General features: G+C 72.3%; 11 protein-coding genes and 1 pseudogene. 5 read left to right on the top strand and 7 right to left on the bottom strand.

Going from position 1 to position 11,711, the window contains the following annotated elements:
- Position 1: 1 nt before the first annotated feature.
- From AB0B68_RS09325 to AB0B68_RS09295, 7 genes are all read right to left on the bottom strand, one after another.
- Positions 2-2,155, bottom strand: a complete 2,154-nt coding sequence (locus AB0B68_RS09325; protein WP_357203850.1) for an FtsX-like permease family protein — start codon at positions 2,153-2,155, stop codon at positions 2-4.
- Entirely contained in the window at positions 2,152-2,832 is a 681-nt protein-coding gene (locus AB0B68_RS09320) for an ABC transporter ATP-binding protein (RefSeq protein ID WP_357203848.1), read from the bottom strand. Before AB0B68_RS09320 ends, AB0B68_RS09325 begins: the two co-directional genes overlap by 4 nt.
- Entirely contained in the window at positions 2,829-3,353 is a 525-nt protein-coding gene (locus AB0B68_RS09315; RefSeq protein ID WP_091398392.1) for a PadR family transcriptional regulator, read from the bottom strand. Before AB0B68_RS09315 ends, AB0B68_RS09320 begins: the two co-directional genes overlap by 4 nt.
- A 115-nt stretch (positions 3,354-3,468) precedes the next feature.
- The gene (gene crcB / locus AB0B68_RS09310) at positions 3,469-3,831 is read right to left on the bottom strand and encodes a fluoride efflux transporter CrcB (protein ID WP_357203846.1); all 363 of its coding nucleotides are present in this window, start codon (positions 3,829-3,831) and stop codon (positions 3,469-3,471) included.
- Positions 3,828-4,301 (bottom strand): CrcB family protein, encoded by a 474-nt coding sequence (locus AB0B68_RS09305; RefSeq protein WP_357258860.1) that lies wholly within the window; start codon positions 4,299-4,301, stop codon positions 3,828-3,830. Before AB0B68_RS09305 ends, crcB begins: the two co-directional genes overlap by 4 nt.
- A 108-nt stretch (positions 4,302-4,409) precedes the next feature.
- Complete coding sequence (locus tag AB0B68_RS09300) at positions 4,410-5,168, bottom strand: class I SAM-dependent methyltransferase (protein WP_357208585.1); 759 nt, start codon at positions 5,166-5,168, stop codon at positions 4,410-4,412.
- A gap of 141 nt (positions 5,169-5,309) precedes the next feature.
- Positions 5,310-6,530, bottom strand: coding sequence for an MFS transporter (locus AB0B68_RS09295; RefSeq protein WP_357258857.1), 1,221 nt, complete (start codon positions 6,528-6,530; stop codon positions 5,310-5,312).
- Positions 6,531-6,665: 135 nt separating this feature from the next.
- On the opposite strand from AB0B68_RS09295, the gene AB0B68_RS09290 reads away from it, so the two are divergent.
- The 5 genes and pseudogenes from AB0B68_RS09290 to AB0B68_RS09270 all read left to right on the top strand — a co-directional run bounded on the left by AB0B68_RS09290 (position 6,666) and on the right by AB0B68_RS09270 (position 11,418).
- Positions 6,666-7,115: a MarR family transcriptional regulator gene (locus AB0B68_RS09290; protein WP_357207834.1), complete on the top strand. Its 450-nt coding sequence runs from the start codon at positions 6,666-6,668 to the stop codon at positions 7,113-7,115.
- 77 nt (positions 7,116-7,192) lie between these two features.
- Positions 7,193-8,500, top strand: a complete 1,308-nt coding sequence (gene paaK, locus AB0B68_RS09285; RefSeq protein WP_357258854.1) for a phenylacetate--CoA ligase PaaK — start codon at positions 7,193-7,195, stop codon at positions 8,498-8,500.
- 190 nt (positions 8,501-8,690) lie between these two features.
- Positions 8,691-9,613 (top strand): annotated as a pseudogene (locus AB0B68_RS09280) (aldo/keto reductase).
- Positions 9,614-9,689: 76 nt separating this feature from the next.
- On the top strand, positions 9,690-10,796 hold the full coding sequence (locus tag AB0B68_RS09275; protein WP_357258851.1) for a nucleotide disphospho-sugar-binding domain-containing protein: 1,107 nt from the start codon (positions 9,690-9,692) through the stop codon (positions 10,794-10,796).
- A gap of 55 nt (positions 10,797-10,851) precedes the next feature.
- On the top strand, positions 10,852-11,418 hold the full coding sequence (locus AB0B68_RS09270; protein ID WP_357258847.1) for a dienelactone hydrolase family protein: 567 nt from the start codon (positions 10,852-10,854) through the stop codon (positions 11,416-11,418).
- Positions 11,419-11,711 lie beyond the last annotated feature (293 nt).

Genomic DNA, 11,711 nt, shown 5'->3' with positions numbered 1-11,711 from the left:
ACTACTCGCTGCGGGCGGTCTCCGGGCCGGTGATCCGTTCCAGCAGCGGCAGGGTGGACGCGATGACGCCGAGACAGGCCGCCAACCCGACGACGACGATCACGTAGAACCCCGGCCGAGGCGCGACGAGGGTGTAGCCCATCTGCGCCCGGAGGAACAGGTGGGCGGCGAGGAGGCCCATGCCGATGGCGACGGCGGCGACGGCGAGCATCGGCACGGCGCTCTCCAACGCCACCACCCGACGCAGTATCCGCACCGGAGCCCCGCTGAGGCGCAGCAGGCTGAACGGGCGTCTGCGCTCGGTGAGACCACCGATGACGCTGACCGCCAGGCTGCACCCGCCGAGCGCGAGGCTGGCGATGATGATGACGTTGGCCAGTTGCTCCCAGCCGCGCAGCGTGTTCGCGAAGTCCGACTCGAAGTCACCGGGCACGTTCGGCCCCACCCAGAAGGTCGGGAAGGCGACCTCCAGCACGGTACGGGTGCGCTCGACGGCGGCGGCGGAACCGTCCGTGCCGACGACCATCGCCCCGACCGGTAGCCGTTGGAGTTCGTCGAGGGTGAGCGACGCGGCCGGCCAGACCGTCGCGGACGACGCCGACTCCCGCCAGCGGCTGAGGCCCAACGGCACCTCGATGACGCCCGCGCCGTCGGCGCACCGACCGTATTCGCTCGGGAGGTCGGTGCACGCGATCACCCCGACCTCGCCTGAGTCGGTCACCACCGGGTTCTCGCGGATGGCGGTCGCGGAGCGCACCCCGGTGATCGCCCGCAGCTCGGCGAAGAGCGTGTCGGGCACCGACGCTGTCCCCTCGTCGAAGACGGTGGTCACCGTGCCCGCGTCGGTCGAGCCGGTGGGCGCCGGGCCGCGGTTGGCGACGATCGTGGTGATCACGCCGACGGACACGCTCGTGACGAAGAGCGCGAGCATGATGCCGCTGATCGCCCGGAAGCCGGCCTTCGGGTTGTCGGCGAGGCGTCGCGCGGCGATGAGCGAGGCCGGGCGGTTGGCGTACCGGGCCATGACCCGGGCGCCGACCATCGTCAACCAGGGACCGGCGAACACCAGGCCGGCCATGATGAGCAACAGGCCGGGCAGGAACACCGCCGCCTGGCCGTCGGACGTCTCGGGCCGGAAGCCGATGGCAAAAACCAGCACGGCGACGCCGAGCACCATCGGGATCAGCCGGTACGCGCGCGGTGGACGGGGGGTGACCCGTCGGGTGACGCCCAGCGGCGAGATCCGTACCCGGCGCAGCGAGATCTGGGCCGCCAGCGCCGCGCCGGCCGGGACGCCGAGCGCCACCAGCAAAATGTCCCCCCCCGTGAGGGACATGTCGCCGGGGAAGAACGGCATACCGGTGAACGGGATGCTCGCGAGCGGGTCGCGGAAGGCGTAGAACAGGCCGAAGCCGACGGCGGTGCCGACGACGGCGGCGAGGCCCGCCTCCACGGCGGCGACCAGCGAGATCTGCCGGGGTGTCGCGCCGACCAGGCGCATCGCGGCGAACCGCTGCTCCCGGCGGGCGGCGCTGAGCCGGGTGGCGGTGCCGATGAAGATCAGCACCGGGAACAGCAACCCGCCGGCGACCACACCGAGGATGAGGTTCACGGTGGTTTCGGGAAGGGCGGGGGTCTCGCCGATGCTGGTGACCTTCTGCGCGTTGGGCAGTTGGGCGACCTGGTCGGGGGTGCCGCCGGCGATGACGAGCAGGGTGTCCGGCGAGGTCAGCGCGGCCGGTCCGACGGTGCCGAGGTCACGCCCCGGGTAGCGGTCGCCCAACTGGTCGGCCGGGTGGGCGGCCAGCAGTTCGCGGAACGCTGGCGAGGCGTAGTACTCGCCGGGGCCCGGGGTGGTCGGGATACCGACCGGGGTGGGCGCGGTCGAGCCGGTCGCGGCGACGTCGATGCGGATGATCTGCTTGCCGTGGAAGTAGTCCTGCCGGTTCGACCACCACAGCGGGTCGGCGTCGCCGGCCGAGGCGCTGGGATACATCGACGCGTACCGGGTGAGCTGGGAGTTGACCGCGTTGACCCCGGCGAGGGTGGTCAGCAGCAGCCCGCTGCCGATCGCGACGGCGGCGGCGATGACGACCAGGCGGGTGAGCGCTTCACGTCCGCCGGCCACGGCGAGGCGGAGCCCGAAGCGGATCACGAGGCGATCCGGGCCGGCGCGTTGACGCGTCCGTCGCGGACCATGACCTCGCGGTCGGCGTACGCGGCGATCCTGGCCTCGTGGGTGACCAGGATGACGGTGGTGCCCTGCTCACGGGCCGCGCTGACCAGCAGGTCCATCACCTGCTCGCCGGTGAGCGAGTCGAGCGCGCCGGTCGGCTCGTCGGCGAAGAGCACCTGCGGCTCGGCGACCAGGCCCCGGGCCAGGGCGACGCGTTGCGCCTGCCCGCCGGAGAGCTCGCCCGAGCGCCGGTGCTCCAGGCCGTCCAGACCGAGGCGCGCGAACCAGGCAGTCGCCTTGGGCAGCGCCTGCTTACGGTGTACGCCGCTGAGCAGCAGTGGCAGCGCGACGTTCTCCACAGCGGTCAGCTCGGGGACGAGTTGACCGAACTGGAACACGAAACCGAACCGGTCCCGGCGCAGGCTGCTGCGTTCGGTCTCGGCCATGGCGTGCACCCGGGCGCCGTCGAAGAGGATCTCGCCGGAGTCGGGCACCAGGATGCCGGCCAGGCAGTGCAACAGGGTGGACTTGCCCGAGCCGCTGGGGCCCATGACGGCGAGGATCTCGCCCGCCTCCACGGCGACGCTGGCACCACGTAGGGCCGGCGTCTGACCGAAGGAGAACTCGACGTCGCGCGCTTCGATCACGACACTCACGGCCGTACCTCTTTCCGGAGGGCGTCCAGGCGGGCGCCGGTCATCTCGATCCATCGGAGGTCCGCCTCCAGGTGGTAGAGGCCGTGGTCGGCGAGCAGCGCGTCGACCAGGCTGCCGGCGCGCTTGATCTCGGTCAGCTCACGCATCCGGTGCAGGTGCGCGCTGCGCTGGGTGTCGAGGTATTCGGCGGCCGGCCGGTCCAGCATCAGCGCGAGCACGACCTTGGCGAAGAGCACCGTCTGCAGGTGCGGTTCCGGGTCGACCGGTTGGGTCAGCCACTGCTCGACCTCGGTCGCGCCGACGTCGGTGATGATGTAGCGCTTGCGGTCGGGGCCGGAGCCGGGAGCGACGTCGCTGATCACCACCTTGCCGTCGCGGGCCAGTCGGCTGAGGGTGGAGTAGACCTGGCCGAACGGCAGTGGCTTGCCCCGGCCGAAGAAGGCGTCGTAGTCGCGCTTCAGGTCGTAACCGTGGCTGGGCTCGCGTTCGAGGAGGCCGAGAAGGGTCAGTGGCACGCTCATGCCAGCAGACTACACCGAGGGTATACCCCGCGTATATACCCTCGGTGTGTTGTGGATCGCGCCTGGGCCAGGCGTTGGTGGAGATCGAATCGGGCGCGGCGCGGCCGGTGTGCGGTCAGCCGGTCAGGGTGCGGGCCAGGGCGTAGCCGGTGGTGGCCGCGGTGAGCCCGGCGGCCACGCTGCCAAGCACGTTGGCCAGCGCGAGGAGCCGATGACCGTCTCTGGTCAGCCGCAGCGTCTCGTAGCTGAAGGTGGAGTAGGTGGTCAGCGCGCCGCAGAACCCGGTGCCGAGCAACGCGCTCACCGCCGGGCCGGCCGGCCATCCGACCAGGACGCCCAGTAGCAGCGACCCGGCCACGTTGACGAGCAGCGTGCCCCAGGGGAACACCGAGCCGTGCCGGGACTGCACGGCCCGGTCGGTGAGGTAACGCAGCGGCGCGCCGACCGCCGCGCCCAGTGCGATGAGCAGGACGGTCATCGGGTGACCCGACGCAGCAGCCCGGCGGTGACGGCGTCGCCCAGGGCGACCGCGACGAGCGCACCGAGCACCGTCGCGGCGAGATACGCCAGCGCGGTGCCCGGTGCGCCGACGACGATCGCCTGCTGCACGTCGACCGCGTAGGTGGAGAAGGTGGTGAACCCGCCGAGCACCCCGACTCCGAGGAACGGGCGAGCCAGCGGGGGTCCACCGTCGAGGTGCCCGAGCACCGCCATCAGGACGCCGATCAGCAGACACCCGGCCGTGTTGATGGTGAACGTGGCCCACGGGAAGCCGGTCGGTGGGTGCGGAACGGCGTGTTGCAGGCCGGCCCGGGCCAGCGCGCCGAGCGCCCCGCCGGCCGCGATGGCGGCGAGGATCGTCGCGGGGCGCGCGGTCAACTCGCGGCGGTCGGCGGGGACGCGCAGGTCGACGTCGGGGTCGGTACGCGGCTCGAACGGCTCTGGCACGGCTCCTGAGCGTAGTGCCGGCGACGGCGGCGTCCGCGTACCGCCGCCACAGGGCGTCAGCGCACGGCCGGCGGCGGCCGGGTCAGCGCACGGCCGGCGACGGCCGGGTCAGCGCACCGCCGCGACGGCGGCGTCCGAACCGCCTCGCCAGACCGTGCCCACCTCGCTGAATCCGGCCGCGGTGAGCGCGGCCAGGTGCCACGAGACCGGTGGGTTCCATTCTGGGCTGTGCCCGGTCGGGTAGATGGCGTGTCGCTGGGCGACCAGCGGGGCGAGCGACGGGTCTGCGCCGGCCCGCTGCCACCAGTCCGACCAGGACAGCACCGACCCGGCGGCGTACCGGGCGTTGCGCCGGTCCCGAGCCCGGTTCATCAGCCGCTTGGTCAGCTCCGGCACTGAGTCGTCGGGCATGTGATCCGCGTTGACGAAGACGCCGCCCGGCCGCAGCACGTCGCGCAGCTCGGCGTAGAGCTGCCCGAGCCGGTCTGCCGGCAGCCAGTGCAGGGCGGTGGCGGTGAGCACGGCGTCGTACTCCTGGTGCGGCAGCGTGGAGCGCCACTCGGGGGTGCCGAGGTCGGCCGTGACGATGGTGGCCCGGTCAGCCAGCGAGGCGTCGGCGATGGCGAGCAGCGCCGGGTCGAGGTCGACCAGTGTGGTCTCGGCGGCGGGGAAGCGAGCGAGGGTCCGCAGCGAGATGGTGCCGGTGCCGCCGGCCAGGTCGAGCACGCGTGGCGGTCGGCCGTCGAGGACCGCGTCGACGGTGTCGAGCATGGCGGTGAACCGGTGCTCACGGTCCGGCATGAACGCTTCCTGCTGGCGGTCCCAGCTTTCCTGCCAGGCCCAGGGATCCGCGATGTAAGGACTCATGGCGATCAGGCTAGTTACGCCGCCGACGCATTGTCCAGACCTTGTTGCACATCTTTTGCAATTGCGAGAAGATGGCAGGGCGATGATCGAAGCGACGCCGGGCCGGGCATCCGCCCGGCCCGGCGTTGTCGTCGAGGCGGGTCAGGCGGCGGTCCCCGCCAGCTCCGCCTCGGCTCCCACCGGCTCGTCGCGGCGGGCCAGCCGCAGTGCGCCGAGGAGTACGCCCAGGCCGATGAGGGTGAGTGCGGCGCCGGCCCAGATCGGCGAGGTGTAGCCGAGTCCGGCGGCGATGGTCACCCCGCCGATCCACGCGCCCAACGCGTTGCCGAGGTTGAACGCGGCGATGTTCGCCCCGGACGCCAGGGTCGGCGCCTGGTGGGCGTACCGCATGATCCGCATTTGCAGCGGCGGCACCGTGGCGAAGCCGAACCCGCCCATCAGCACCAGCGCGACGATGGTCAGCACCGGATTCGTGGCGGTCAGCGCGAAGCCGACGAGCACCACGGTGAGCACCGCCAGGACGGTGACCAGCGTGCGCGACAGTGACCTGTCCGCCGCCCGGCCGCCGAGCAGGTTGCCCGCGAAGAGCCCCACGCCGAAGAGGACGAGCAGCCACGGCACGGTGCTGGAGGCGAAGCCGCTGACCTCGGTCAGCGTGTAGGCGATGTAGGTGAACGCGCCGAACATCCCGCCGAAGCCCAGGACGGTGATCACCAGGGAGAGCCAGACCTGCGGGTGGGTGAAGGCGCGCAGCTCGCCGCGCAGCCCACCGGCCGGGCGGTCGGCGTTGGTGGTGTCGCCCACCGGGATCAGCAGGGCCAGCCCGATCAGGGCGACCACCCCGATGGCGGTGATCGCCCAGAACGTCGACCGCCAGCCGAAGTGCTGCCCGAGGAAGGTGCCGAACGGCACGCCGAGCACGTTGGCGATGGTCAGACCGGCGAACATCATGGCGATGGCACCCGCCCGTCGGGCCGGTGCGACCAGGCCCGCGGCGACCACGGCGCCGATGCCGAAGAACGCGCCGTGGCAGAGCGCGGCGACGATCCGGCCGGCCATCATCACGGCGTAGTCGCCGGCGACGGCGGACAGCAGGTTGCCGATGATGAAGAGCACCATCAGGCCGAGCAGCACGGGTTTGCGCGGCAGGCGGGTGACCGCCGCGGTGAGGGCGACCCCGCCGACGGCCACGCTGAGCGCGTAGCCGGAGATCAACCAGCCGGCCACCGGCTCGGTGACCGCGAAGTCGGCGGCCACCTCGGGCAACAGCCCCATGATCACGAACTCGGTGAGACCGATGCCGAAGGCACCGATGGCCAGCGCGATCAGGCCGGGCGGCAGGGACTTCTGGGGTACGGACATGGTCTTCCCATCGAGTGGAGGCAGATAGGCGGCGCGTGCAACTACACGCGCCAACAACGAAATACTTGCACGCGCTTTATATCGGCGCAAGCGTGCTAGCCTGGGGTTCGTTCAGAGCACACCGAGGAGGCCGGTATGGGCATCGCCGACGACGCGGTCGAGATCCGCGCCCAGGGCTGGCGCACCCTCGCCGCCCTGCACGCGCTGATCGAGACATCCCTGGAGCGGGCGCTGCAGGCCTACCACGAACTCTCCGTCGTCGAATACACGGTGCTCGACGCGCTCTCCCGCCAGGACGGCTGGCACATGCGGATGAGCCAGCTCGCCCGCGCCGCCGCGCTGTCCGGGAGCGCCACCACCCGGCTGGTCACCCGCCTCGAACAACGAGGGCTGCTCACCCGCATCCTCTGCGCCGACGACCGGCGCGGCATCTACACCGAGCTGACCCCGGCCGGCTCCGAGCTGCTCGCCCAGACGCGACCCACCCACGACCGGGTGCTCACCGACGCGCTCGCCCAGGCGGAGGCCACCCCCGAGTTGGCGCCACTCGTCGACGCCCTGCACCGGCTGCCAGCCACCCGCTGACCGCCCGCCGGCCCGCGCGGCAGCGGGCGTACGGTACGCGCAGCCCCACCGGGACCGCCGCGCCAAGGAGGCAGCCGATGCAGGACCGCACCCCTCGTCCCGAGGAGCTGGAGCCGATCGAGCGCGCCGGCATCGACGAGCTGCGGGCCCTGCAACGCGACCGACTGCGCTGGTCGTTGCGGCACGCGTACGACAACGTGCCGCACTACCGGCGGGCGTTCGACGCGGCCGGGGTGCACCCCGACGACTGCCGGGATCTCGACGACCTGGCGCGCTTCCCGTTCACGGGCAAGGCGGAGCTGCGGGAGAACTACCCGTTCGGCATGTTCGCCGTACCCCGGGAGCGGGTGGCCCGCCTGCACGCCTCCTCCGGCACCACCGGCCGGCCGACAGTCGTCGGCTACACCCGCGACGACCTGCGCACCTGGGCGCGACTGATGGCCCGCTCGATCCGCGCCTCCGGCGGCCGCCCCGGCGACCGGGTGCACGTCGCGTACGGCTACGGGCTCTTCACCGGCGGCCTGGGCGCGCACTACGGGGCCGAGGAACTGGGCTGCACCGTCATCCCGGTCTCCGGGGGCATGACCGAGCGTCAGGTCATGCTGATCCGCGACTTCGAGCCCGAGGTCATCATGGTCACACCCAGCTACCTGCTGGCCATCGTCGACGAGATGCGCCGCCAGGGCATCGACCCACGGGCCACCTCACTGCGGGTGGGCATCTTCGGCGCCGAACCGTGGACCGAGGACATGCGCCGCGAGATCGAGCAGCAGTTGGACATCCACGCCGTCGACATCTACGGGCTTTCCGAGGTGATGGGCCCCGGCGTGGCGACCGAGTGCGTCGAGACCAAGGACGGCCTGCACCTCTGGGAGGACCACTTCTACCCGGAGATCATCGACCCGGTCACCGGGGCGGTGCTGCCCGACGGCGAGCGGGGTGAGCTGGTGTTGACCTCCCTGACCAAGGAGGCGATGCCGGTGGTGCGCTACCGCACCCGCGACCTGACCCGGCTGCTACCCGGCACCGCCCGCCCGATGCGCCGGATCGAGAAGATCACCGGCCGCACCGACGACATGATGATCCTGCGTGGGGTGAACATCTTCCCCACCCAGATCGAGGAGCTGATCCTGCGCACCCCGCAGCTCTCGCCGCACTTCCAGTGCGTCCTCGATCGGCACGGCCGGCTGGACACCCTCACGGTGCGGGTGGAGCGGCGGGCCGACGTCGACGTGGACGCCGCCGAGCGGGCCGGCGACACGCTGGTGCAACTGGTCAAGAACACCATCGGCGTCAGCGTCGCGGTCGACGTCCTCGCCCCCGACACCGTGGAACGGTCGATGGGCAAGATGCGCCGCATCGTCGACCAGCGGCCGTCCGCCTGACCGCTGCCCGACGTTGCGGGTCGGAAGCTGTGGGCGGGTAGGCCGCCGATCAGCTTTTCGCCCCCGGCCATCCCCACCGGCTTCATCGCCCGGCCTCGCCCTACGCTCGGCTGGTGGACACCATGAGGTACGGACACCTGGGCCGCTCAGGTCTGCTGGTCTGCTGGTCAGCCGGATCGGCCTCGGCACCATGAACTTCGGGTACACGGTGGACGAGGCGACCAGTTTCGCGGTCATGGACGCCGCCGTCGACGCTGGCATCAACATGTTCGACACTGCCGACGTCTACGGCGGGCCACAGTCACCGGGGATGCAGAAGGGCTACGGCATCGCGGAGGAGACCGTTGGCCGGTGGCTGCGGCGTAGCGGGCACCGTGATGACATCGTCCTGGCGACGAAGGTGTACCAGCCGATGGGGCTCGGCCCGAACGACCGCCGGTTGTCCGCGTACCACATCCGCCGTGCGTGCGAGGCCAGCCTGCGGCGGCTGGAGACCGACCACATCGACCTGTACCAGATGCACCACGTGGACCGGGCCACGCCGTGGGAGGAGATCTGGCAGGCGATGGAGCAGCTCGTCCGCGAGGGCAAGATCACCTACGTCGGCAGCAGCAACTTCGCCGGCTGGGACGTGGCGCTCGCCCAGGTCGCCGCCTCGGCACGCCACTTTCTCGGCCTGACCAGCGAGCAGAGCCTCTACAACCTTGCCGTACGCGCCGTCGAGCAGGAACTCGTCCCCGCCCTGCGTCACCTCGGGTCGGACTGATTCCGTACAGCCCTCTGCACGCCGGCCTGCTCGCCGGCGCGCTCGACGCCCTGGATCAGGGCCGCACCACCGACCCCTCGACCCGGCAACGCGTCGAGGCGCACCGCGCCCAGCTCACTGCCTACGAGGGGCTGTGCCGAGAGTTGGGCGCACAGCCGGCGGCCGTGGCTGTGGCCTGGCTGCTGCGCAACCCGGTCGTCTCCACCACGATCGTCGGCGCGACGACGATCGACGAACTGCGATTGGACCTCGACGCGTTGTCCGTGCGGCTGGACGACGAGGTGGTGGAACGACTCGACCAGATCTGGCCCGGGCCGGGAGAAGCCCCACAGTCCTACGCCTGGTGAGTCGGTTACCCGTCGGTCACGCCGACGGTCAGCAAGGGGCCCCTGGTGTGGCTGTGGTCGACATAGGATCGGGTCCATGCGCGTGCTGGTGGTCTCCGCCCCGCTCGTCGGTCACGTCTTCCCCCTGGTGCCGCTCGCGGTCGCCCTCCGCGATGCCGGCCACGATGTGCTGGTGGCCACCGGCGGCGGAGCGCTGGCCGCCGCCGAGGCGGGTCTGCCGGTGCACGACATCGCGCCCGGCTTCGACTTCGGCCGGATCGCGCTGCGGGTCCTTCCCCGTCATCCGCTGATCGCGCGGGCGGAGCTGGCCGGCACCGCCGGCACCCGGGGCGCCGGCCTGCTGTTCGGCGCGCTCAACGACCAACTCGTCGACCCGGTGGTCGCGCTGGCCACCCGGTGGCGGCCGGATCTGGTGCTGTACGAGCCGTTCGCGGTCGCCGGCGCGGTGGCCGCCGCGAGGCTCGACGTGCCGGCCGTCCGCCAGGAGAACGCCCTCTTCGACGGCCGGGACCTGGTCGGCGCCACCGTCGCCCGACTCGGCGCGGCGCTGCGCCGCCACGGCCTCACCGAACTGCCCGCGCCGGCCGCCGCCCTCGCCGTGGCGCCGCCCAGCGTTGCCACGCAGGGCGGCTGGCCGATGCGCTACACGTCCTATGTCGGCGGCGGGGAACTGCCGGCCTGGCTGCGCGAGCCGGGTGAGCGCCCCCGGATCCTGGTCACCCGCAGCACCCTCACCGGCCCCGGAGACCGGGGGCCGATGCCCGCCGTGGTGGCCGCCGCCGCCGAGGTGGACGCCGAGATCGTGCTGGTCCGCCCCGACAAGCGGTCGGCCCGCTCGGTGCCCGGCAACGTGCGGGTGGTCGGCTGGATTCCGCTCGACGAGGCGTTGCCGGCGAGCGCGGCCCTGGTGCACCACGGTGGTGCGGGCAGTGCCTTCGGTGCCTTCGCCGCAGGCCGGCCCCAGCTGGCCACCACGGGTGCCGGGGACCGGCGGCACAACGCCGAGCTGGTGGCCCGCCGGGGTGCCGGCCTGGCGCTGCGTCCCCGGGACATCACCGCGCGGGCACTGACCCAGCTGCTTACCGACGAGCGCCTGCGCACCGCTGCCGCGCAGGTCAGCAGCGAGATCGCCGCGATGCCGCCACCGACGGATTTGGTCGCGCGGCTGGCGGCACTGGTCTGACGTCCACCCCGCGTGGCCACCCCGGATGCACTGTCGACTGCGGCAGGATGGCCGGATGCGACACGTCGTGCTGTTCCACTCCGTGTACGGGCTGCGCCCCGCCGTGCGCGCCGCCGCCGACCGGTTGCGCGCCGCCGGGCACCAGGTCAGCACCCCCGACCTGTACGGCGTCCCGGCCACCGACACCGTCGAGGAGGGCTTCGCGCTGCTCGACAAGATCGGCCAGGAGGTGGTGCTGGACCGGGCCCGCGCCGCGCTGCGTGACCTGCCACCGGAGACGGTGCTCGCCGGCTTCTCGATGGGCGCCGGGGTGGCCGGGGCGCTGCTCGCCGAGCGCCCGGCCGCCGCCGGTCTGCTCCTGCTGCACGGCACCGGTGGTGCCCCGGACGCGGTCGCACCCGGGTTGCCGGTGCAGCTGCACCTCGCCGACCCCGACCCGTACGACGCGCCGGACGAGGTCGACGAGTGGCAGCAGGCAATGACCGACGCCGGTGCCGATCTGACGGTCTTCAGCTATCCGGGCGTGGGTCACCTGTTCACCGACCCGGACCTGGCCGAGTACTCCCCGGACGCCACCGCGGCGGTCTGGCCGCGCGTGCTGGCCTTCCTCGCTGCCGGCTGAGCGCCCGGCCGCACCGCACCGACCCGGAGGCATGGTGGAGTGGCCCCGCCAACGGCGTCAGCAAGCCAGGTCTGGTGATGGAAACCCAGCCGGCGGCGGTGATCAGCCGCATTCGCGCCGCCTACGACGAGCTGACCACCCGCTACCGTGGCCCCGACGGCCTGCTCGCGCTGCCCACCGCAGCGCTACGAGCCTCAGCCCCCGTAACCCAACCACCCCCCCCGCGCCCCGCCCCTCACCGCGCCGATCTTGCAGTTTCGGTTGCCGATATCAGTGGGATGCCGCTTATGCCG

Source organism: Micromonospora sp. NPDC049049, from assembly GCF_040649115.1.
Lineage (GTDB): Bacteria > Actinomycetota > Actinomycetes > Mycobacteriales > Micromonosporaceae > Micromonospora.
Note: the sequence above shows the minus strand (reverse complement) of the source record. Positions and strands in the feature narration are given on the sequence as shown.